At 63.3% G+C, this 22,469-nt stretch carries 21 protein-coding genes; 14 read left to right on the forward strand and 7 right to left on the reverse strand.

What is annotated here, in order from left to right; all coding sequences use genetic code 11:
• The first annotated feature begins 23 nt into the window (after nucleotides 1–23).
• The 5 genes from B3H64_RS09275 (at nucleotide 24) to B3H64_RS09295 (ending at nucleotide 5,528) form a co-directional block, all read left to right on the forward strand.
• Entirely contained in the window at nucleotides 24–488 is a 465-nt protein-coding gene (locus B3H64_RS09275) for a MarR family winged helix-turn-helix transcriptional regulator (protein ID WP_050619493.1), read from the forward strand.
• Nucleotides 485–2,623, forward strand: a complete 2,139-nt coding sequence (locus B3H64_RS09280; RefSeq protein ID WP_286734642.1) for an ABC transporter ATP-binding protein — start codon at nucleotides 485–487, stop codon at nucleotides 2,621–2,623. The genes B3H64_RS09275 and B3H64_RS09280 overlap by 4 nt, the downstream gene beginning before the upstream one ends.
• Nucleotides 2,620–4,476, forward strand: a complete 1,857-nt coding sequence (locus tag B3H64_RS09285) for an ABC transporter ATP-binding protein (RefSeq protein WP_050619491.1) — start codon at nucleotides 2,620–2,622, stop codon at nucleotides 4,474–4,476. The genes B3H64_RS09280 and B3H64_RS09285 overlap by 4 nt, the downstream gene beginning before the upstream one ends.
• Before the next feature lie 109 nt (nucleotides 4,477–4,585).
• Complete coding sequence (locus B3H64_RS09290) at nucleotides 4,586–5,185, forward strand: histidine phosphatase family protein (protein WP_050619490.1); 600 nt, start codon at nucleotides 4,586–4,588, stop codon at nucleotides 5,183–5,185.
• Between the two features lie 16 nt (nucleotides 5,186–5,201).
• Nucleotides 5,202–5,528, forward strand: a complete 327-nt coding sequence (locus B3H64_RS09295) for a hypothetical protein (protein ID WP_050619489.1) — start codon at nucleotides 5,202–5,204, stop codon at nucleotides 5,526–5,528.
• Between the two features lie 25 nt (nucleotides 5,529–5,553).
• Here B3H64_RS09295 and B3H64_RS09300 read toward each other — a convergent pair whose 3' ends face one another.
• Nucleotides 5,554–5,739 carry a ferredoxin gene (locus tag B3H64_RS09300; protein WP_050619488.1) on the reverse strand — a complete coding sequence of 62 codons (186 nt, stop codon included), beginning with the start codon at nucleotides 5,737–5,739 and terminating at the stop codon, nucleotides 5,554–5,556.
• A gap of 137 nt (nucleotides 5,740–5,876) precedes the next feature.
• Here B3H64_RS09300 and B3H64_RS09305 point away from each other — a divergent pair, with 137 nt between their 5' ends.
• Nucleotides 5,877–7,013 carry a sensor histidine kinase gene (locus B3H64_RS09305; RefSeq protein ID WP_242853769.1) on the forward strand — a complete coding sequence of 379 codons (1,137 nt, stop codon included), beginning with the start codon at nucleotides 5,877–5,879 and terminating at the stop codon, nucleotides 7,011–7,013.
• Complete coding sequence (locus tag B3H64_RS09310) at nucleotides 7,010–7,729, forward strand: GNAT family N-acetyltransferase (RefSeq protein WP_238074862.1); 720 nt, start codon at nucleotides 7,010–7,012, stop codon at nucleotides 7,727–7,729. Before B3H64_RS09305 ends, B3H64_RS09310 begins: the two co-directional genes overlap by 4 nt.
• 53 nt (nucleotides 7,730–7,782) lie before the next feature.
• On the opposite strand, the gene B3H64_RS09315 is transcribed toward B3H64_RS09310, so the two are convergent.
• Both B3H64_RS09315 and B3H64_RS09320 read right to left on the reverse strand, forming a co-directional pair.
• Nucleotides 7,783–8,316: an HdeD family acid-resistance protein gene (locus B3H64_RS09315; protein WP_050619486.1), complete on the reverse strand. Its 534-nt coding sequence runs from the start codon at nucleotides 8,314–8,316 to the stop codon at nucleotides 7,783–7,785.
• Nucleotides 8,317–8,495: 179 nt separating this feature from the next.
• Nucleotides 8,496–9,890, reverse strand: a complete 1,395-nt coding sequence (locus tag B3H64_RS09320; RefSeq protein WP_050619485.1) for a citrate/2-methylcitrate synthase — start codon at nucleotides 9,888–9,890, stop codon at nucleotides 8,496–8,498.
• A 197-nt stretch (nucleotides 9,891–10,087) separates the two neighbouring features.
• Between B3H64_RS09320 and spoIID the strand changes: the two genes are divergently transcribed.
• Nucleotides 10,088–11,113: a stage II sporulation protein D gene (gene spoIID / locus B3H64_RS09325; protein ID WP_286734649.1), complete on the forward strand. Its 1,026-nt coding sequence runs from the start codon at nucleotides 10,088–10,090 to the stop codon at nucleotides 11,111–11,113.
• A gap of 169 nt (nucleotides 11,114–11,282) precedes the next feature.
• Here spoIID and B3H64_RS09330 read toward each other — a convergent pair whose 3' ends face one another.
• The 4 genes from B3H64_RS09330 to B3H64_RS09345 form a co-directional block, all read right to left on the reverse strand.
• Nucleotides 11,283–11,942, reverse strand: coding sequence for a CoA transferase subunit B (locus B3H64_RS09330; protein WP_286734651.1), 660 nt, complete (start codon nucleotides 11,940–11,942; stop codon nucleotides 11,283–11,285).
• A complete protein-coding gene (locus tag B3H64_RS09335; protein ID WP_050619482.1) occupies nucleotides 11,942–12,685 on the reverse strand; it encodes a 3-oxoacid CoA-transferase subunit A in 744 nt (247 codons plus the stop codon). The genes B3H64_RS09330 and B3H64_RS09335 overlap by 1 nt, the downstream gene beginning before the upstream one ends.
• A gap of 50 nt (nucleotides 12,686–12,735) precedes the next feature.
• Nucleotides 12,736–13,530 (reverse strand): enoyl-CoA hydratase/isomerase family protein, encoded by a 795-nt coding sequence (locus B3H64_RS09340; RefSeq protein ID WP_050619481.1) that lies wholly within the window; start codon nucleotides 13,528–13,530, stop codon nucleotides 12,736–12,738.
• A 243-nt stretch (nucleotides 13,531–13,773) separates the two neighbouring features.
• Nucleotides 13,774–15,174: a uracil-xanthine permease family protein gene (locus B3H64_RS09345; RefSeq protein WP_050619480.1), complete on the reverse strand. Its 1,401-nt coding sequence runs from the start codon at nucleotides 15,172–15,174 to the stop codon at nucleotides 13,774–13,776.
• A gap of 240 nt (nucleotides 15,175–15,414) precedes the next feature.
• Between B3H64_RS09345 and B3H64_RS09350 the strand changes: the two genes are divergently transcribed.
• The 6 genes from B3H64_RS09350 (at nucleotide 15,415) to B3H64_RS09375 (ending at nucleotide 22,258) form a co-directional block, all read left to right on the forward strand.
• Nucleotides 15,415–17,067, forward strand: a complete 1,653-nt coding sequence (locus tag B3H64_RS09350) for an S-layer homology domain-containing protein (RefSeq protein ID WP_050619479.1) — start codon at nucleotides 15,415–15,417, stop codon at nucleotides 17,065–17,067.
• Nucleotides 17,068–17,299: 232 nt separating this feature from the next.
• On the forward strand, nucleotides 17,300–18,520 hold the full coding sequence (locus B3H64_RS09355) for an ABC transporter substrate-binding protein (RefSeq protein ID WP_050619478.1): 1,221 nt from the start codon (nucleotides 17,300–17,302) through the stop codon (nucleotides 18,518–18,520).
• A 158-nt stretch (nucleotides 18,521–18,678) separates the two neighbouring features.
• Nucleotides 18,679–19,605 (forward strand): branched-chain amino acid ABC transporter permease, encoded by a 927-nt coding sequence (locus tag B3H64_RS09360; RefSeq protein ID WP_286734659.1) that lies wholly within the window; start codon nucleotides 18,679–18,681, stop codon nucleotides 19,603–19,605.
• A gap of 10 nt (nucleotides 19,606–19,615) precedes the next feature.
• Nucleotides 19,616–20,731 (forward strand): branched-chain amino acid ABC transporter permease, encoded by a 1,116-nt coding sequence (locus B3H64_RS09365; RefSeq protein WP_286734661.1) that lies wholly within the window; start codon nucleotides 19,616–19,618, stop codon nucleotides 20,729–20,731.
• Nucleotides 20,728–21,576 (forward strand): ABC transporter ATP-binding protein, encoded by an 849-nt coding sequence (locus B3H64_RS09370; protein WP_286734664.1) that lies wholly within the window; start codon nucleotides 20,728–20,730, stop codon nucleotides 21,574–21,576. Before B3H64_RS09365 ends, B3H64_RS09370 begins: the two co-directional genes overlap by 4 nt.
• Nucleotides 21,563–22,258: an ABC transporter ATP-binding protein gene (locus B3H64_RS09375; protein WP_050619475.1), complete on the forward strand. Its 696-nt coding sequence runs from the start codon at nucleotides 21,563–21,565 to the stop codon at nucleotides 22,256–22,258. The genes B3H64_RS09370 and B3H64_RS09375 overlap by 14 nt, the downstream gene beginning before the upstream one ends.
• Nucleotides 22,259–22,469 lie beyond the last annotated feature (211 nt).

Genomic DNA, 22,469 nt, shown 5'->3' on the forward strand with positions numbered 1-22,469 from the left:
TGAGACAGATAGGGGGATGCGACTTGGAGATCACAGAGCTCCAGGAGGCCTTTATCCGGACCATCCACCGCTTCCGGCAGGACCGAAGCTGGCACTGGGCCGGCGGCGGGCTGACCCGGGCGGAATTTTACGCGCTGTCCCAGATTCGCGAGCATATGCAGAGCCACCCGGGGGACCGGGGGGTGTATGTGTCGGCGCTGGCGGGACGGATGCGGGTGTCGCCGCCGGCGGTGTCCCGGATGCTGCGGGGCCTGGAACAGCGGGGCCTGGTGGACCGGGCGGTGGACCGGATCGACCGGCGCAACACCTATGTGATGCTCACGCCGGCAGGAGAGGCCGCCCGGGCGGACACCATCCGCGAGCTGGACGGCTACACCCGCCGGGTGCTGGAGCGCATGGGCCGGGAGGATATGGAGACCCTCATCCGCCTGTGGAACCGCCTAGCCGACGTCATGACCGAAGAACGGGCAAAGGAGAACACGCCATGATCCAATTGTTCAAGTACCTGAAGGACGCCGGGTGGACGGTGGGGCTCATCGTCCTGCTGCTCATCGTGCAGGCCTGGTGCGACCTGTCTCTGCCCACCTACACGTCGGACATTGTGGACGTGGGCATCCAGCAGGGGGGCATCGCCTACGCCGTGCCCTACCGGATGCGGGGGGAGACGCTGCGGGAGCTGGAAGCCTATATGACCCCGGACCAGATTGCTGTGCTGGAGGGGGCCTACACCCAAGAGGCCGACGGCAGCTACACCCTGGCGGATCGGAGCACCGAGGAGCTCGAGCGGCTGGAGGGCCTTCTGGAAAAGCCCATTCTGGCGCTGTCCAGGCTCCAGGCCATCAGCGAAACATACGGCCTGGAGCCGCCGGAGCGGGCCCCTTCCGGCGGGCCGGACCCGGGCTCGGGCCTGGCGCTTCTGGAGGCGCTGCCCCAGGAGACCGAGACCCTGAGCCGGCAGAAAACGGTGCTCTTTGTGCGGCAGGAGTACCAGGCCTTGGGCATGGACCTGGGTGCCCTTCAGACCCGGTATCTGCTGGCCACCGGGGGACGGATGCTGGCCCTCTCCCTGGTGATGGTGGCTGCCGCCATCCTGACGGGCCTGCTGGCCTCCCGGGCGGCGGCCCGCATCGGCATGAATCTGCGCCGGCGGGTGTTTGAGAAGGTGGTCTCCTTCGGCAGCGCCGAGATTGACCGCTTCTCCACCGCCTCCCTCATCACCCGCTCCACCAACGACATCCAGCAGATCCAGATGGTGGCTGTCCTACTGCTGCGCATGGTGCTTTACGCTCCCATTGTGGGCATCGGCGGCATCCTCATGGTCTCCACCACCCGCACCGGCATGGGCTGGATCATCGGGGTGGCCGTGGGGGCCGTTCTGGCTGTGGTGGTGGCGCTGATGGCCCTGGCCCTGCCCCGGTTCCGGAAGATGCAGGTGCTGGTGGACCGGCTCAACCTGGTCAGCCGGGAGATCCTCACCGGCCTGAGCGTGATCCGGGCCTTCTCCCGGGAGAAGCACGAGGAGCAGCGCTTCGACCAGGCCAGCACGGACCTGATGCGGACCCAGCTCTTCACCAGTCGGTGCATGACCTTCATGATGCCCGCCATGATGATGATCATGAATTGCGTCAGTGTGCTCATCGTCTGGAACGGTGCCCACGGGGCCGATCTGGGCACCATGCAGGTGGGGGACATGATGGCCTTTATCACGTATACGATGATCATCATCATGGCCTTCCTGATGATTTCCATGATCGCCGTCTTCCTGCCCCGGGCAGGGGTGGCCGCCGCGCGCATCGACGAGGTCCTGCGTACCCAGCCCACCGTCCGGGACCGGGTGCAGACCGCAGACGACAGCCGCGCCGACTGGCGCGGCGCGGTGGCCTTTGAGGACGTATCCTTCCGCTACCCGGACGCCGAGGCGGACGTGTTGGAACACATCACCTTTACCGCCGAGCCCGGCAAGACCACCGCCATCATTGGCTCCACCGGCAGCGGCAAATCCACCCTCATCAACCTGATCCCCCGGTTCTTCGACGTGAGCGAGGGCCGCATCACCCTGGACGGGGTAGACATCCGAGATCTGAGCCAGCACAAGCTGCGCGCGCTGATGGGCTATGTGCCCCAGAAGGGGGTCCTGTTCTCTGGGGACATCGCCTCCAACCTGAAGTTCGGCGGGGCGGACATCAGCGACGCGGACATGCGCCGGGCCGCTGAGGTGGCCCAGGCCGCCGAGTTCATCGACGCCAAGCCGGAGGGCTACCACAGTCCCATCGCCCAGGGGGGCACCAACGTGTCCGGCGGGCAGAAGCAGCGGCTCTCCATCGCCCGGGCTATCGCCAAGCGGCCCAAGGTGCTCCTCTTTGACGACTCCTTCTCCGCCCTGGACTACAAGACCGACGTGGTCCTCCGCCGGGCTCTGGCCCGGCAGACGGCGGACGCCGCCGTCATCATCGTGGCCCAGCGCATTTCCACCATCCTCCACGCCGACCAGATCGTGGTGCTAGACGAGGGGAAGGTGGCCGGCATCGGGGACCATGAGACCCTGATGAAAACCTGCAAGACCTATCAGGAGATTGCGCGCTCGCAGCTCTCCGAGGCAGAATTGGGAGGTGCGGGCGCATGAACCACGAAAAGCATGTACCGGCCGGACCGGGCCGGCGGGGGCCCCACGGCCCCGGCGGCCGGATGATGCCCGGCGAGAAGGCCCGGGATTTCAAGGGGACGATCCTCCGTCTGCTGGCCTATATCGGGAAATACAAGGCCGCTGTGGGGGTGGTGATGCTCTTTGCCATGGCGGGGACCCTCTTCTCGGTGCTGGGGCCCAAGATTCTGGGCAACGCCACCACCGAGCTGTTCAACGGCCTGGTGGCCAAGGTCCAGGGCACCGGCGGCATTGACTTTGACAAGATCGGCCGCATCCTGCTCCTGCTGCTGGGCCTGTATCTGGCCAGCGCCGCCTTTTCCTTTATCCAGGGTTGGATCATGACCGGAATTACCCAGAAGATCTGCTACCGGATGCGGCGGGATATCTCGGAAAAGATCCACCGGATGCCCATGAAATACTTTGAGTCCCGCACCGTGGGCGAGGTCCTCTCCCGTATCACCAACGACGTGGACACCATGGGCCAGAGCCTCAATCAGAGCGTTACCCAGCTCATCTCCTCGGCGACCATGCTGGTGGGGGTCTTCCTTATGATGTTGACCATCAGCCCCCTGATGACCCTGGTCGCCATCGTCATCCTGCCGGTGTCCATGCTCCTCATCCGCCTGGTGGTGAAGCACTCCCAAAAATACTTCAAGGCCCAGCAGAAGTATTTGGGCATTCTCAACGGCCAGGTGGAGGAGACCTACTCCGGCCACAACGTGGTCAAGGCCTTCAACCGGGAGGAGGAGGTCGTCCGGGAGTTTAACGAGACCAATCAGGTGCTGTTCCGCTCCGCCTGGAAGAGCCAGTTCTTCTCCGGCATGATGCAGCCCATCATGAACTTCGTGGGCAACCTGGGCTATGTGTCCGTGGCGGTTCTGGGCAGCGTCCTGGCCGTCCAGGGGACCATCCAGGTGGGCGAGATCCAGTCCTTCATCCAGTACGTGAAGAACTTTACCCAGCCCATCACCCAGATCGCCCAGATCTCCAACATGCTCCAGTCCATGGCCGCCGCCGCCGAGCGGGTCTTCGAGTTCCTGAACGAGGAAGAGGAGGACCAGACCTGTGTCAACCCGGCACGGGTGGACGATCTGAAAGGCGCGGTGGAGTTTGACCATGTGAACTTCGGCTACACGCCGGACAAGACGGTCATCCGGGACTTCTCCGCCAGGGTGGAGCCGGGCCAGATGGTGGCCATCGTGGGCCCCACCGGCGCGGGAAAGACCACCATGGTCAAGCTGCTGATGCGGTTCTACGACGTGAACGCCGGGGCCATCCGGGTGGACGGACACGACGTGCGGAGCTTTAACCGCTCCGAGCTGCGGGAGGCCTTCGGCATGGTGCTGCAGGATACCTGGCTGTTTAAGGGCACCATCCTGGAAAACATCCGTTACGGCCGGCTGGACGCCACCGACGCGGAGGTGGTGGCCGCAGCCAAGGCCGCCCACGTCCACCACTTTATCATGACGCTGCCCGGCGGCTATCAGATGGAGCTTAACGAGGACGCCACCAATATCTCCCAGGGTCAGAAGCAGCTTTTGACCATCGCCCGGGCCATTCTGGCGGACAATAAGATCCTGATCCTGGACGAGGCCACCTCCTCGGTGGACACCCGCACGGAGCACCTCATCCAGCGCGCCATGGGCAACCTGATGCAGGGGCGCACCAGCTTTGTCATTGCCCACCGGCTGAGCACCATCAAGGACGCCGACCTTATCCTGGTGATGAAGGATGGCGACATCGTGGAGCAGGGCAGCCACGAGGCGCTGCTGGCCCGGGGCGGCTTCTACGCCGAGCTCTACAACTCCCAGTTTGAGGATGCGGCGGGCTGAGACGATATGGACGGCCCCCGGAGCTCAGCGGGCTCCGGGGGCGTTTGCATCGGGCGCGGGATTGTGGTAAAATGACGGGACTGGTCAATGAAAGGAGATACACAGAGAGATGGAACTCTTGCTCATGCGCCACAGCATCACCCCGGGCAACCTGGCCCGCCGCTTTGTGGGCTCCTCCGACCAGCCTCTGGCCCCCGAGGGAGAGGCGCTGGCCCGGAAGACGGCCCCCCTGCTGGAGCCGGTGGAGCACCTGTACCGCAGTCCCATGCTCCGGTGCAGACAGACCGCGGAGCTGCTATGGCCGGGGGTGGAGACCACGGTGATTGACGACCTGCGGGAGACCGATTTCGGCCCCCTGGAGGGCATGGATAACAGCCGGGCAAAACAGACGGAGCTCTACCGCCGGTGGACCAGGGGCGAGATTGGCCCCGGCGAGGCGGTGGAAGACAGCCGCCCCCGGGCGGTCCGGGCCATCCGGACCATCGGGCGGGACGCGGCGGAGCAGGGCTGGCGGAAGGTGGCGGTGGTGGCCCACGGCGGCCTGTTCATGGGGCTGCTGGCCCAATACGGCCGGCCGGACCGGTCGTATTACGACTGGCTTCTGCCCAACTGCGGCGGCTACCGGGTCACGCTGGAGACGGACCCTCTGGAGCTGCTGGTCACCGGCACGGTGGGCCAGGTCCGGGAGGAAAACAGGCCCATCATTTGAGACGGAGGGATCTTGGATGGAAAAGAAGCTGTGGCTGCCCACTCTGAGCCACTTTCAAAACGACAACGGCTGGAGCGGCAGCTCCGGCGTCCTGTGCTATGAGATCGAAAAGCCGAAAGAGGAGACCATGACCGTGGTGCTCTGGTACGGCCCATTCTGCCGGCAATATGCCGAGGAGATGGAGCGGCGGCAGTATCCCGTCACTGAGGATGGTATCGAGGCCATGCGGGCTTGGCTGATGGAGCGGGCAGCGGTCATGAACGCCGCGCCGGAGCGCACGCCGGCGGACACGCTGGCCTGGTATCAAAAGACCGCAGCGGAAAAGCGGGCGGAGAAAAAGTGAGAGGCCCATTGGGCCTCTCACTTTTTCAGTCCACGTAGATGACGCTGACGGGGCAGTTCTCGGCGGCCTCTTTGGCACCGTCCTCCAGCCCGCCGTCGGGCTGCTGGTGGACCTCGGCCAGACCGTCGTCACCGATGCGGAACACCTCGGGGCAGGTGGAGGCGCACAGGCCGCAGCTGATGCAGCCCGAGCGCTCAATGCTGACATGCATGGGAAAACCCTCCTTTCGGAAGCTATCTTGCCCAGAAGAATGGGGCTTCACACGCCAGAATCGGCTTTTTTACCCGTCTTGACGCTCCGGAAGCAGACGGATATAATGGACGGACAGGAGGAAGGAGGCGGACGCCCGTGGACAAGCGCTATGCCCGGCTGAAACGGAAAATGCTCCTGCTGGTGGTGGCAGGTACCCTGGCGGCACTGGCGGTGGGGATGCTCCTGCTGCACACCGTGGTGGACGGGGTCCTGCAGGACCCCTTTGCCCGGGCCTTCCTGTGGGTGGCCCAGAACCTGTTCGGGCAGGATGAGGCCGCCGCCCTGGAGCTGTATCATCAGACGGTCCGCAACCAGAAGCCCGGCCTGTTGGCGCTGGGGACCATCGTGCTCATGCTCGTCGCCTTCTATCTGGCCCTGGGCCGCTTTACCACCTGGCTGGACCAGATCGGCGCGGCGGTGCGCCAGGTGGTCAGCGAGAGCGGGCAGCCAGTGGTACTGCCCAAGGAGCTGGCTCCGGTGGCGGAGGACCTGAACGCCATCGAGCGGGCCCTCAAGGAACGGGAGGAAGCCGCCCGGGAGAGCGAGCAGCGGCGCGGCGATCTGGTGGCCTTCCTGGCCCACGACCTCAAAACGCCCCTGACCTCGGTGCTGGGCTACCTCAACCTGCTCCACGACGAGCCGGGGCTCACCCCGGAGCAGCGGGCCAAATACACCGGCATCGCCCTGGACAAGGCCCGGCGGCTGGAGGAGCTCATCAGCGAGTTTTTCGATATCACCCGCATGGACCTCCAGGGCGCGGGGCAGGAGCGCTGCGTCATCCATCTGTCCATCCTGCTGGAACAGCTGGCCGACGAGTTTTACCCCCTGTTTGCGGAAAAGGAGCTGACCTGCCGCACCGACATCACCCCGCAGCTCACCACCCGGGGGGACCCGGACAAGCTGGCACGGGTTTTTGACAACGTGCTGCGCAACGCCGTCAGCTACTCCACGGTGGGCGGCCAGGTGGACATCGAGGCCCGCCGGGAGGGGGAAGAGGTGGAGATCGCCATCCGCAACGAGGGGCTGGAGATCCCTGAGCAGGAGCTGACCAACATCTTTCGTAAGTTTTACCGGCTGGATCAGGCCCGCTCCACCCGCACCGGCGGGGCCGGGCTGGGCCTGGCCATCGCCCGGGAGATCGTGGAGCGCCATGGCGGCTCCATCCGGGCGGAGACCGACGGGCGGCGGACGAGCTTTGTCATACGCCTGCCCACTGGAGGGAAGGGAACATGACAAACGACATGAGCGGGGCTCTGGCCCGCCTGAACCGGGACCGGGCCCTCTACGCCAATCTGCTGGAGGTGCTGCGCCGGGGCAGCGCCCGGGTCTGCTGGGCGGGGGAGCGGGGCATCCTCCTGTACGACGAGGCCAGCGGCGCCTGGATGATGAGTGCCGCCGACCAGGCGGCGGCGGGGGAGCTCCTGGCTCTGGTGAGCGGCGGCTGCGACCTCTTTGTGGGCCATGAGATGTTCTATCTGCGCTCGGCGGAAGCGCGGCTGGGCTTTTCCGCCAAGCAGATCTGCTACTCCGCCCTTTACCCGGGGGTGGAGCCCCTGGCGGTGCCTGCCTTCGACGGAACGGTGCGGCGTCTGGGCCCCGAGTGGGCCCCCTGGCTGGTGGAGCACTATGAGAACGACTTCGGTGGGCTGCCCTATATGCAGGGGGCCCTGCGCCGGGGGATGCTGGGGGCCTTCCTGGAGGGAGAACGGGAGCCGGCCGGCTTCGTGGGCTTCCACGAGGAGGGCTCCATCGGCCTTTTGGAGGTGCTGCCCCACCGCCGCCGTCTGGGCCTGGGGGAGATCCTCCAGCGCAGCGCCGTCAATCTGGCGCTGGAGCGGGGGCAACTGGCTTTCGGCCAGGTGTTCTACACCAACACGGCCTCCCTGGCCCTCCAGCGCCGGGTGGGGATGGAGCTGTCCGAAGGACGGATGTTCTGGGCTTTTCCATAAAAGAAAAAGCGCCCGGACTGACACACGTCAGTCCGGGCGCTTTGCAAAGAAGCTTACAGGAGAAACCGGCCGGAGAAGCAGGCCCGCAGGATGGAGGACAGTCCCTGGAGGATCAGCAGGGCGCCCGCCAGGATGCTCAGGGTCAGGGCGCCCGCTACCGGGTCCAGGAAGGAAAAGAACCCACCAAACGCCAGCAGGACGCCCAGTGCGGTGAACCAGCCCCAGCCCCGGACGCCCAGGCGCCGCAGGTCAAAGGAGTTGACGAACTTGGAGACGCCGGAGAACAGCAGCCACATGCCGAAGATGAAGGGGAGCGACAGGGCGGTAAAGGCCTGGTCGAACAGAACGAACAGGGACAGGAGTACGGTCAGGATGCCGTCCACCAGGAACCAGACGGAGCCCACCATCCGGTCCCGCCCCCGGGCGAAGATGACGATGTCCACGATGCCGGAGAACAACATAGACAGGCCCAAAAACAAGGAGATGGCGGCGAGGGCCACCACGGGCCGGGAGAGACACAGAATGCCACACAGGATGAGGAGCACACCGGAGATGATCCACAGAACACGGGAAAATGTCTTACTCATACAGAACCCTTCCTTTTACCCCGGCGGACCGGGATACTTTTTCTTTCTGAGAAGAGCCTATCCCAAAACTGTGACAGAGGATCGGATTTTTTATGAAGAAACGGTGAATTCTAGCACTCTTCTCGATTGAGTGCCAAAGCGTGCCGCCCCGACGGGGCGGCACGCTTTGAATACAGGGGTCAGCCCCGCTCCTCCAGCGGGACAAAGGGATGGACCGGGGCCACGGCCTTATAGGCGGGGCGGATGATCTTGTTGCCGGGGTTATAGACCTCCTCCAACCGGTGGGCGCACCAGCCCACCATGCGGGCCATGGCGAACAGGGGGGTGTAGAGCTCCTCGGGGATGTCCAGCATCTTATAGACGAAGCCGGAGTAGAGGTCCACGTTGGCGCAGACCGGCTTGTACTCCCCCTTGGCCTTGTTGATGAGAGGGGGAGAGAGGCGCTCTACCGACTCCACCAGCTCAAACTCGTCCAGCATCCCCTTCTCCTCGGCCAGACCGCGGGCGAACTGCTTGAGCAGCCGTGCCCGGGGGTCGGACAGGGAGTAGATGGCGTGGCCCATGCCGTAGATCAGGCCGGAGCGATCCCCGGCCCGCCGGTGAAGCAGTTTGTCCAGATAGGCGCTCACCTCGCCGTCGTCCTTCCAGTCCTTGACGTTCTTGCGGATGTAATGGAACATCTCCATGACCTTTTTGTTGGCGCCGCCGTGGCGGGGACCCTTCAGCGAGCCCACGGCGGCGGAGATGGCGGAATAGATGTCGGTGCCGGAGGAGGAGAGCACCCGGCAGGCGAAGGCGGAGTTGTTGCCGCCGCCGTGTTCGGCATGGAGCACCAGACACAGGTCCAGCAGCCGGGCCTCCTGCTCGGTAAATTTGTTGTCGTGGCGGACGGAGTAGAGGAAATTCTCCGCCATGCTCAGACCCTCCTGAGGCCGGTGGAGGTACAGGGACTCCTCGTCGTAATAGTGCCGCTTCACCGCAAAGGCGTGGGCGATGATGGTGGGGCACCGGGCCACCAGAGTCAGGGCCTGGAGCAGCTCGTGCTCCAGGGAGGTGTCCTCCGGCCGGGGATCATAGGAGTACAGGGCCAGGACCGAACGGCCCAGCTTATTCATCACGTCGGGGCTGGGGGCCTTGAGGATCATATCCTCGGTGAAGCCGGGAGGGAGAGGGCGATACTCCGCCAGGACCTGGTCGAAGGTGGCCAACTGGTCTCGGGTGGGCAGGGCGCCGAACAGCAGCAGATAGGCTGTCTCCTCAAAGCCGAAGCGGCCCTCGGACACAAAGCCGTGGATCAGGTCCTCCACGTTGATGCCGCGGTAGATGAGCCGGCCCTCCATAGGGACCTTCTCGCCGTCCTGCATATAGTAGCCCTGGACGTTGCCGATCTGGGTGATGCCGGCCATGACGCCGGTGCCGTCGGCGTTGCGGAGGCCCCGCTTGACGTCGATATTCTCATAGTAGGCGGGGTCAATGGAGTTATGCTTCTGGAACTCCCCGCATAGACTTTGGATAAAGCCCTTGGAGAGAGCGTCCGCGCTCCCACGCTTATGATTGCCATGCCCTTTCTGCATGATGAAAGCCTCCTCGCCCCAAATTGATTTTTCCTATTGTACGACGGAACCGGGGGCGCGTCAATGCTGAATCCCAAGAAAATCATACTGTTACAGGATTTTTGTAGAAACTAACAGGAAAACGAGGATGGATGGAGCATGAAGCATCCAAAGATGCCTCCTGCAAAATGCGGGGGAAAGGAAACGGAGGAACGAACATGAAACCAGTGGTAGTCACGGCTCTGGCGCTGCTGCTGCTGCTCTTCCTTTGGCCCATGGTGTTCCTGGGCGGACCCACCCCCGCGCCGGAGGAGAGCGAGAGCCTGCCCACCGCCACCCTCCCCATTGACCGGGCGTCGGTCCGCCCGGCGGAGGAATGGGCGGGAAAGAGCGACGGAGAGACGGTGGTGCGGGTGAAACAGGCCGACGGCACGGTGACCGCCCTGTCCATGGCCGACTATCTGTGGCGGGTGGTGGCGGCGGAGATGCCCGCCTCCTTCGAGCCGGAGGCCCTGAAGGCCCAGGCGGCCACCGCCCGGACGTATACCCTCTACAAGATGCTCAACGGCCCGGTGGCCGGCCACACCGACGCCGACGTATGCACTGACATCACCTGCTGCCAGGCGTACATCGACCCGGCCCAGGCGGCGGCCAACTGGGGGGACGCCGCCCCCCTCTACACCCAGAAGATTGCCGACGCCGTGGCCGCTACCGATGGACAGGCCATCCTGTACGGCGGACGGCCCATCGACGCGGTATTCTTCTCTTCGGCGGCGGGGAGCACCCTGGATGCGGTGGAGGTCTGGGGGGGCAGCGTGCCCTACCTCACCGGGGTGGCCTCCCCCGAGGGGGAGGAGGTTCCCGGCTACCGCAGCCAGGTGACGGTGCCCCTGGAGGCGTTCAAAACGGCCTTCCTGGCCCAGTACCCCCAGGCCGACCTGTCCGGAGAGGCGGCGGGCTGGTTCCAAAATACAGTCCCCACCTCCAACGGAGGGGTGGAGACCGTGGACGTGGGGGGCGTGACGGTGAAGGGCACGGCCCTGCGGACCCTGTTCGACCTGCGCTCCACCCACTTTACCGCGTCGGCGGGGCCGGAGGGGATCACCTTCCACGTCACCGGCTACGGCCACGGGGTGGGCCTGAGCCAATACGGGGCCAACGCCCTGGCCAAGCAGGGCAGGACCTGGCAGGAGATCGTGGCGTGGTACTACACCGGGGTGACGGTGGGAACCTACACAACATAATTTTGCCCTTGTGATGGGGAAGCGCTTAAGGAGTTCGACCGGTTTTCGGCGTAGAAAGCAGGTGCGGCGGCCACCCATAGGCGGCCGCCGCATGACACATTCTCCTGATCGTTTGTCGCACGGAATTTTAACCTCGCAAGCCTGACGGCTCTGATTTCGGAGGACGGACTTATTTCATTACGCCAATTTCATCGGGGACGATGAAGTCTGCCTCCGTACAAGCACGGATATCGTCGACCGTATAACCGGGGGCCAGCTCTCGGATGACCAAGCCGTCAGGGGTGACCTCGAAGTAGCACCGCTCGGTGACGATATCGGTGACACATTTTGCACCGGTGAGGGGCAGGGTGCACTTTTTCAGAATCTTAGATTGACCGCTTTTCTCACAGTGGTCAGTGGCCACCACGATCTTTTTGACGCCGGCGCAGAGGTCCATGGCTCCGCCCATTCCGGGGACCAGCTTGCCGGGAACGGTCCAGTTGGCGATGTTACCCTCCTGGTCCACCTGAAGGGTGCCCAGCACCGCAGCATCAATATGGCCGCCGCGGATGAAGGCGAAGGAGGTGGCGTGGTCGCACACGCTGCCGCCCATGATTATCGACGCGGGCTGTCCGCCAGCGTCGATGAGATCGGGGTCTGCGTCTTCCCACTTGGGAGAGGCGCCGCAGCCGACGATGCCAATCTCAGCCTCCAGCCAAAGACGGACGCCCTCGGGCAGGTAGTTTACGCATAGCAGGGGCAGGCCGATGCCCAGATTGACAAAATCACCGTCCTTAAAAAACTTTGCGCAGCGAGATGCGATCAATGCGCGTCCAGTAAGACCAGCCATTATTGTTTCCCTCCTTCCGCCGCTTCCCTTGCCTTCGCTTCTGCTTTTGCCTTGGCGCGTTGCCACATGGGGCAGAAAGGCTTCTTTTCGCCGGTTCTGACATACACCATGTCGATGATGGGCGCGGGAACGTCAATCTCGTCGGGGCCTAGCTGGCCAATCTCTACCAACTCCTCCACTTCCACGATGACGGTGTCGGCGGCCAGCGCCATATAGCTGTTGGTGGCCCGGCTGGTCAGCCGGAAGGAGATGTTGCCGGCGGTATCCGCCTTGGTGGCTTTGATGAGCGCAATATCCGCCCGCAGGGGCAACTCCAGAAGGTATTCTCTGCCGTTGATGGTGAGCTTCTGCTTGCCCTTCTCCACATCGGTGCCGACGCCGGTGGGGGTGAGGCAGCCGCCCAAGCCCGCGCCGCCGCAACGGATGCGTTCGGCAAAGGTGCCTTGGGGCACAAATTCCACAGCAAGCTCACCGGCAAACATCTGGTCGCGGGCGACTGGGTTGAGGCCGATGTGGGTGGTGATGAGACTTTTGACGCGGTGCTCGCTGATAAGCCGGCCAAGCCCCTGGTCGGGCATGCCGCCGGAAACCGCGATCGCGTCAATATCCTTCACGCCCTTTTCCAGCATTCCGGTAATGATTTCCTCGGCCGAGAGTTCACCGTGCCAGTCGCCAAACATGATAGTCTGGCCATCGCTGAATTTTGTAAGGGCCTCTTCTTTGGTCACTACCTTTGATTTCAAGTTGGTTGCCACCTTTCCTAGTAAGATTTCCACCTTCAGCTAGCGACGGCTTATCTGCCCTCAAACGTAGCTTTGCGCTTCTCCATAAAGGCTTTACAGCCCTCCTGGAAGTCCATGGAGGCCGAGCATTCATGCTGGGTCGGAACCTCTGTCTCAGACAGCCACTTCTTGTAATCAGCATAGTTTGCATCATATAACTGCTTTTTGATATTCTTATAAGAGATCAGCGGACCGGCTGCCAGCTTCTTTGCGAACGTCAAGGTGACCTCGTCCAGCTCTTCCACCGTGGTCACCTTGTAGGCCAGACCCAAGGCTTTGGCCTCCTCCGCGCTCATAGGACGCCCGGTGGCGGCCAGCTCCATGGTGCGGGCGGTGCCGATGCTTTTGGAGAGAAGATAGGTAGCCCCTGTATCGGGAACAAGGCCCAGATTGACAAAAGCTAAGATGAACTTGGCGTTGTCCGCGCAAATCATGAAGTCGCCGCCCAGAGCCAAGCTCACCCCCGCGCCGGCCGCCGCGCCGCAGACGGAAGTGATGACGATTTTGCTCATGCGCTTCATGCCGTCCGCCACGGCGCCTACCTTGCTGATGAGTCCGTCCATATTGACTTCTCCGCCAGCCTGAATCAGTTGATAGAAATAGCCGATGTCCCCGCCCGCCGAGAAGGCCTTCGGACTGCCCTTCAGCACGACCACCTTGACTGCGGGGTCCTTCTCCGCCGCGTCGACCACATACAGAAGCTCGTCTGCCATCGGTTCGTCGATGGCGTTCAGATTCTTGAGATAATTCATTGTGATGATCGCGATGCCGTCCTGCACGGTGTAAATCAGCTTTTTCAGTTCCATTTTGTCGATGACTCCTCTCACGTAGTTGTTTTCAGGTGTGCTGAGTCGGTCTGAGCGCTGATCCTCGGGGCAGCTATAGGGTAGCACACAAATAGTGCAAAGTCAATAATGATTTGGTGAGAGTAGACAAATGAATTTAGCTATTATGACAAAATGGGCGCCGCAACCCTACAGGCGGAAAGCTACAGGATTGGTCCGTCATGCCGCTTGAAACAATCGGTTAACAAGCATCTGGGAGGGAAATCACTGCGTTTCGCGCTCGGCTTTCTGGGCCGCCTCCTCGATGACGGCCTCCACCCGATGGGCCTGGGCCTCCTCCTCCGGGGGGTCCTTGGGGAGGATCAGGTTGAGAAAGATGGCCATCATGGTGGCCAGCACCACCGAGGACGAGCCAAACACGGTGGTGACCCAGCCGGGAAAGCCGGGGCCAGCCAGAGAGCCGCTCACCTGCGTGACCCCCATACCCAGGGCCACGGAAAGCCCCACCACGGTGGAGGAGCGCATGGTGAACTTCTGGGAGGTGATCATGCGGATGCCGGTCATGGTGATCATGGCAAACACCGACACGGTGGCTCCGCCGATGACGCTCTGGGGGATGGTGGTGAGGACGGAGGAGAACTTGGGCACCAGACCGGCCACCAGCAGCACGGCGGCGGCCAGGGCAAAGACCAGGCGGTTAATCACCCGGTTGACGGTGACGATGCCCACGTTCTGGCTGTAAGTGGCGGTGGGCAGGCCCCCCACGAAGGCGCCCAGAATGCTGATAACCCCCTGGCCGATGATGCCGCCGGACAGCTCCCGGTCGGTGGGCAGGCGGTCCATGCCGCCCAGGGTGGTGGAGCTCAGGTCGCCCATGGTCTGCACGGCGTTGACCACGTAGACGATGGCCAGAGAGACGCAGGCCGAGGGCTCGAAGGAGAGGCCGAAGTGAAGGGGAGCGGCCACCTGGAACCAGCCGGCGCTGGCCACGGAATCAAAGGAGACCATGCCCATGAGCCAAGCCACCAGGTAACCGACCACCATGCCGATGAGGATGGCGCCCAGCTTCAGGGTGCCCTTGGTAAAGTTGTTGAAGAACACCACCACGGCGAAGGTGATGAAGGCCACCACCCAGTTCTGGACGCTGCCGAACTGGGCCGGGTCCGCTGGATTGGAGCCGCTGGCCATATACCGGATGGCCGTGGAATACAGGGAGAGACCGATGGTAAAGATGACGGTTCCGGTCACCAGCGGCGGAAAGAAGGGGCGGATCTGCTTGACAAAAACGCCGAACACAATGGCCACCATGCCGCCCACCAGCTCGGCTCCCAGGATGGTGGGCAGATCGAACTGCATCCCGATGGACTGGAGGGTGGGGACATAGGCGAAGCTGATGCCCATAATGACAGGCAGTCCCGCCCCAATGCGCCGAAACAGGGGGAAGAGCTGCAGCAGCGTGGCCAGTGCGGTGATGACCAGGGAGACCTGAATGAGCAGCGTCTGGTCAGCGGGGCTGAGGCCGCAGGTGTTGGAGATCAGAATGGCGGGGGTGACGATCCCCACGATGGAGGCCACCACATGCTGGAGCCCCAGGGGGATGAGCTGGCCGGGAGCTGGGACGCCTCTGTACTGGAACAGGGCGGCGGAATTGGGGTGCGTTGGCATACAATCATCACCTTACAACTTTTTTTTAGACCTAAATGTTTTTTATGTTACACCTACTATACGCCCTCCCACCCAGAGAAAGCAAGAAAAATTTTTTGCATGGGTGCAGAATCTGGACCTGGTTTTTTGTTTAGTTTGACGGGCTCGACGGAAAAGGCGTTGAGCCCGGGGCGAGCCCATGGTATACTTGCAAAAGAAGGGGCGTATTTGCCCAGCTTACAAAGAAAAGAGGAATGGGATATGAAAGGCAAACGGAGACTGCCTCTGGTCCTGGCGCTGTTGCTGCTGCTCACCCTGCTGCCGGCCCGGGCCACCGGGACCGACCGGGCCAACACCTTGGCCGCCGGGGGCCAGGCCCATTCCCTGGCAGTGCAGGAGGACGGCACCGTACTGGTCTGGGGAGACAATTCCGCCGGGCAGCTCGGGCTGGGCGGCGATGTGGCCGAGATCAGAAAGCCCACGGCGGTAGAGGGAGTCTCCGCCGTATCGGTGGCGGCGGGAGAGGATTTTTCCGCCGCCCTGCGGTATGACGGCGCGGTCTACACCTGGGGCCACGGCGTCCACGCCGTCCCTGTCCAGGCGGCCATTGATCAGGTGGCGGCCATCGCCGCCGGCGGAGAGGTGGTCCTGGCCCTCAAGACCGACGGGACTGTGTGGCAGTGGACCTACGGCGGCGCCATCTCTCGGGTGAGCGGACTGAGCCGGGTGGCGGCCATCGCTACCGGCGGAGGGCACCACCTGGCCCTCACCGTCAGCGGTGAGGTCTGGGCCTGGGGCAAAAACGACCGGGGGCAGTTGGGGGACGGAACGGCGGTGGATCGCGCCGCCCCGGTGAAGGTGCCCGGCTTAGTGGATGTGGTGGATGTGGCGGCCGGGGCGGCCCACTCTCTGGCCGTCACCTTTGACGGGCGGGTGTACGCATGGGGCTCCAATGACTGCGGGCAGCTAGGCCATGCCGAGGGAGACCGCCGGACCCCGTCGGAGGTGGCGGAGCTGACCAAGGTGGTCCAGGTGGCCGCCGGAACAGACAGCTCCATGGCCCTGACCCAGGGGGGCACGGTCTATACCTGGGGCTGCGGGGAGTATGGCCAGCTCGGGAGCTCCCGCCGGCAAAACACCCAGAGCCGGCCCTACACCATCAGCATGCCGGGCAGCGGCATGGCCCAGATCGCCGCCGGGGCCTACCACGATCTGGCCGTCACCAACGGAGGCGTGCTCTACGCCTGGGGCCGGAACCAGCGCTACCAGCTCGGCAACAGCAGGAACGAGAACGCCGACAGCCCGGTGCGGGTCCTGACCGGCACCGGCAGCGGCGGCGCCTACCCTGTGTCCTGGACCGACGGCATCAGCGATTGGGCCCGGCCCTATGCCGAGGAGCTCTATCCCACCGGGCTGGTGCCCCCCATGCTGTGGGGCGACTATCAGGCCGGCATTACCCGGGGCGAACTGGCCCACCTGCTGGTCAGCGTCTACGAGCAGGTGCGGGGGACGGCCCCGACGCCTAGCGCGGCAAACAAATTCAACGACCTTCAGGGCCACCTGCTGGAGACCGACCTGCGTAAAGCCTATGGCCTGGAGCTGCTGGGAGGTACGTCAGGCACCACCCTCTCCCCGGACCGCCGCGTCACCCGCCAGGAGGCGGCCAAGATGCTGTGCTGCTTCGTGGGCCGGATGGAGGGCATCTCGATCCCCGCCGGGATGCAGAGCCTGGCTTTCTACCGCGACGCCGGACAGATCGCGGAGTGGGCGGTGCCCTATGTGCACTATGCCCATGAGAACCATATCATGGAGGGCAATGCCGCCGGGGGCTTCGCCCCACTGGACCGCCTGACCCGGGAGCAGAGCCTGGTTATCCTGGCTCGGCTGGTGGAGCAGTACGGATGGATAAAATAGGAAATGAACAAAACGCGCCGCGGAGCTGCAAGGTCCGCGGCGCGTTTTCCATGGAGACTGGGCTTGTCCGCCGCTCAATTTTTATCCAAAATAGCAGAAAATGAGTTCCACAGCCAGTTCTGCTTGCATTTTCTGTAATGCGTTGCTATAATAAAGCAACGGGCGCGGACATATGTCCGTAACGTGCGGACAGAATGGGCCCGTGATTCAGGATTAAGGAGGATACATATTCATGAAAAAGCTTCTTGCACTCGCGCTGACCGGCGCTATGGCCCTGACCCTTCTGGCCGGCTGCGGCGGCAGCGGCAGCGGCAGCAGCAGTCCCAGCCCCTCTGCCAGCGGCGACGCCCCCTCCTCCGGCGACAAGGTGGTCACCATCGGCATCTTTGAGCCCGCCTCCGGCGACAACGGCGCCGGCGGCAAGCAGGAGGTCCTGGGCATGCAGTACGCCCACGACGTACAGCCCACCGTGGAAATCGGCGGCGAGACCTATCAGGTGGAGCTGGCCATCGTAGACAACCAGTCCTCCAACGACAAGGCCGCCACCGCCGCCTCCGAGCTGGTGAGCAAGGGCTGCTCCATCGTGCTGGGCTCCTACGGCTCCGGCGTGTCCATTGCCGGCTCCGATACCTTTAAGAACGCCGGCATCCCTGTCATCGGCGTCACCTGTACCAACCCCCAGGTCACCGAGGGCAACACCCATTACTTCCGCATCTGCTTCCTGGACCCCTTCCAGGGCACCGTCCTGGCCAACTTCGCCGCGGACAACTTCCAGGCCAAGACCGCTTACACCCTGAGCAAGCAGGGCGACGACTACTCCGGCGGCCTGTGCTACTACTTCAAGGAGGCCTTCGAGGCGCTGGGCGGTACGGTCGTGTCCGCTGAGTTCCCGGAGGGCACCTCTGACTTCACCTCCTACGTCATCGCCGCCAAGAATGCCGGCGCCGACGTGTTCTTCTCCCCCGTCTCCACCGAGGCGGCCGCTCTGATCGTGGACAACGCCGCCGCCCAGGGTCTGGGCATGCCCATCATGGCCGGCGACACCTGGGATTCCAACGTCATCACCGGCGCCGCCCAGGGCAAGGATGTGGAGATCTATGTGACCACCTTCTATCAGGAGGGAGGCAACGCCGAGTTTGACGCCGGCATCAAGGAGTGGATCAACGCCGATGCCACCCGCCTGTCCAACAACAACGGCAACGACATGATCGCCGCCGTCTCCGCCATGGGCTATGACGCCTACTTCGTGGCGCTGGAGGCCCTGAAGAACGCCGGCTCCACCGATCCCGCTGCCGTCAACGAGGCGCTCTGGAACACCACCTACACCGGCGTGTCCGGCGACATCGCCTTTGAGTCCGAAAACGGCGACGCCATCCGCGACGTGGCCTACGTCAAGCAGGCCAACACTGAGACCGGCGCCTGGGACTTCGTCACCGTCCAGAAAGCTGGCTGAGGCCGTCGTCCCAAGATCATCCAAGTGCGGCGTCAAGGGACAGCGGGGGCAGAAGCTGCCCCCGCTGTCCTCTGATACGTCCCCGTTATTATCATTTGGGCTGCCTCGAAAAGGGCCCCGGGGCCTTTTTCGAGACAGTCCAAAGTGGAGGTCCGCTTATGGAATTTTTGAGCAAAAATCTGGCCTACCTGCTGGCCGGTATCTCGGTGGGAGGACAGTATGCCCTCATCGCCATCGGCTATACCATGGTCTACGGCATCCTGCGGCTGATCAACTTCGCCCACGGCGACGTGTTCATGGTGGCGGGACTGATGATGGTCTATCTCTCCGCCGCCCTGCCCCTGTACGCGACGGTCCCTCTGGTACTCCTCCTCACCGTGGCGCTGGGCTTCGTCATCGAGCGGGTGGCCTATAAGCCCCTGCGCTCCGCACCCCGCATGTCGGTGATGATCTCGGCCATCGGCGTCAGCTACCTGCTGCAGAACCTGGCCCTGTATGTCACCGGCGGCCTAAACAAGAACTACCCCGCCATCCCCCTGATCTCCGAGCAGGTCACCATCGGGCCCGCAACCACCAAGGTGGTCACTCTGGTCACCCCCGTGCTCACCATCGTGCTGGTGGCGGTGCTGATGCAGCTCATCCACCACACCAAGATCGGCATGGCCATGCGGGCCGTGGCCAAGGACTTCGAGACCAGCCAGCTTATGGGCATCAAGATCAACTCGGTCATCAGCGTCACCTTTATCATTGGCTCCTTCCTGGCTGCGGTGGGGTCGCTGCTCTACTTCACCAATTACCCCGGCGTGGTGCCCGCCTCGGGCGCCATGCCCGGCCTGAAGGCCTTCGTGGCCGCCGTGTTCGGCGGCATCGGCTCCATTCCCGGAGCGGTGGTGGGCGCCTTCCTCATCGGCATCTGCGAAAACATCATCAAGGGCCTGGACGACATGCTGGTCCAATTGGGGGTCCTTCAGACGGGACTGGGGCTGACCACTTTCTCGGACGCCTTCACCTTCGCCCTGCTCATCGTCATTCTCATCGCCAAGCCCACCGGGCTGTTCGGTGAGAAGGCCACCGATAAGGTTTGAGGTGAACGCCATGAAAAAACAGAAACAGATTTGGGTCCCCATTGCCGCCGCCGTGGTCTGCATCGCCGCCCTCTATGTCCTGGATTGTACCCTGCCCGGCGGGCACATGCTCTTCACCGTGCTGCGGAAAAGCGCCATCTATGCCCTGGTGGCCGTCTCCATGAACCTGCTCAACGGCTTTACCGGCCTGTTCTCCCTGGGACAGGCGGGCTTCATGCTCATCGGAGCCTATACTTATGCCATCTTTACCATTCCGCTGGAGGCCAAGGAGAAGGTGTACCAGTACTACGACTGCGCCGTGGGCTTCAGCCTGCCCGTGCCGGTGGCCCTGGTGCTGGCCGGTTTGCTGGCCGCCGCCTTCGCTTTCCTCATCGGACTGCCCGTGCTGCGGTTGAAGAGCGACTATCTGGCCATCGCCACCCTGGGCTTTGCCGAGATCATCAAGGCCATCTTCCTGTGGAAGCCTCTGGGCCCCATCACCAACGGCTCCAACCTGCTCAAGAGCTTTCCCAATTTCAGCACCCTGGTGGCGGAGGAGTCCCCCTTCTACGGCCTCTACAGCCGGCACATGGCCTTCTTCTCCACCCTGTTCCCCATTGCCGTGTCGGCCATTTGCATCACGCTCATTGTCCTGCTCATCAACTCCTCCTACGGCCGGGCCTTCAAGGCCATCCGGGAGGATGAGATTGCCGCCGAGGCCATGGGCGTCAACCTGTTCCGGCACAAGCAGATGTCCTTCTGCATCTCCTCCTTCTTCGCCGGGGTCGGCGGGGCCCTGCTGGCGATGTTCCAGACCACCGTGGCCGCCGCCCAGTTCAAGTCCGCCCTGACCTATGAGATCCTGCTAATCGTGGTCATCGGCGGCATCGGCTCGGTCACCGGAAGCTGCTTGGCCTCCTTTTTGTTCGTGGCCTGCTCCGAGTGGTGGCTGCGCTTCCTGGACAGCGAGATGGTGCTGGCCAACGGCCTTAAGGTGCCTTTTTTGCGCAACGGCTTCCGGCTGGTGGTCTTTTCCATCATCATTATGATCGTGGTCCTCTTCTTCCGCCGGGGCATCATGGGGGACAAGGAGCTCCCCGACCTCTTCCGGCAGCGGCCGGGCAAGCGAAAGGAGGCGGCAAAATGAGAGAGAACGTCCTCCGGGTCGAACAGGTAACCATGCAGTTCGGCGGCGTAGTGGCGGTCAACGACCTCTCTCTGGAGGTAAACCGGGGGGAGATCGTGGCCCTGATCGGCCCCAACGGCGCCGGAAAGACCACCGCCTTTAACTGCATCACCGGGGTCTACGAGCCCACCAACGGCCGGGTTTCATTCCTGGGTGAGACCATGGTGGAGAACTATCCCCAGGGCAAGATGCAGAAGCTCTACGCCGGGGAGAACCAGGGCCTTTACACCAAGAAGCTGAGCCCCACCCCCGACCACATCACCAGGCTGGGTATCGCCCGGACCTTCCAGAACATCCGGCTGTTCGGGGCCTTGTCGGTCTTTGACAACGTGCTCATTGCCAAGCACATGCGGGCCAGGCAGAATTTCCTGTCCGCCACCTTCCGGCTCAACGCCAGGGAGGAAAGGCGGATGCGCCAGGAGGCCATGGCCCTGCTGGAGGAGCAGAACCTGGCCCATCTGAAAGACGAGATCGCGGGCAGCCTGCCCTACGGACTCCAGCGCCGGCTGGAGATCGCCCGGGCCTTGGCTACCGATCCCAAGCTCCTGCTCCTGGACGAGCCGGCCGCCGGCATGAATCCCCAGGAGACCCAGGAGCTCACCGACTTCATCAAGCAGATCCGCGGGGAGTACAACCTGACCATCTTCATGATCGAGCACCACATGGATCTGGTCATGCAGATCTCCGACCGCATCTACGTCCTGGACTTCGGCAGGCTGATCGCCCAGGGCACCCCGGAGGCCGTCCAGAACGATCCCCGGGTCATCGAGGCTTATTTGGGGGTGGCAGACGATGCTGAAGATTGACGACCTGCGGGTCAATTATGGCGGCATCGAGGCCGTCAAGGGCATCACCCTTGCAGTGCCTGAGCGGGAGATCGTCACCCTGATCGGCGCCAACGGCGCCGGAAAATCCACCACCCTGCGCGCCATCGCCGGACTGGTAAAGCCGGCCTCGGGGCGCATCCATCTCCAGGCCGAGGACATCACCGGCCTGTCCCCGGACAAGATCGTCTCCAAGGGCATCACCCTGGTGCCCGAGGGGCGGCGGGTATTTCCCGACCTCACCGTGCTGGAGAACCTGAAGATCGGCGCCTACCTCCGCAAGGACAACCTGGAGGACGACATCAAATGGGTGTACGACCTCTTTCCTCGGCTCAAGGAGCGGTCCTGGCAGGCGGCGGGCACTCTGTCCGGCGGAGAGCAGCAGATGCTGGCCGTGGGCCGGGCCCTCATGTCCCGTCCCAAGCTGATGATGATGGACGAACCCTCCCTGGGCCTGGCTCCGCTGGTGGTCAAGGGCATCTTCGACATCATCAAGGAGATCAACCGCCAGGGCGTGACCATCCTGCTCATCGAGCAGAACGCCAACATGGCCCTGCACACCGCCGACAGCGCCTATGTGCTGGAGACCGGCCGGCTGACCCTCCGGGGTACCGGCAGGGAGCTTTTGAGCAACGAAGCGGTCAAAAAAGCCTATCTGGGCTGAACCGGACCGCCCATATGCCCCATCCCCGCGCAGGAGATGGGGCATATTTTTAACCATATGTTCCTGAATTTGGGCGGACAGGAAAAACAAAGGCGCAAAAGGAGGACCGCTGCCCACCTATGGTAGGACCAATTTGGCAGATTGCATAATTCGTATACCAAGATTTCTACACCCGAATCCAGGGGATTCCGGCCCGGGAACAACCGGAAGC

This window comes from Intestinimonas sp. UBA1698 (assembly GCF_002320075.1).
In the GTDB taxonomy this organism is placed as follows: domain Bacteria; phylum Bacillota; class Clostridia; order Oscillospirales; family Oscillospiraceae; genus Intestinimonas; species Intestinimonas massiliensis.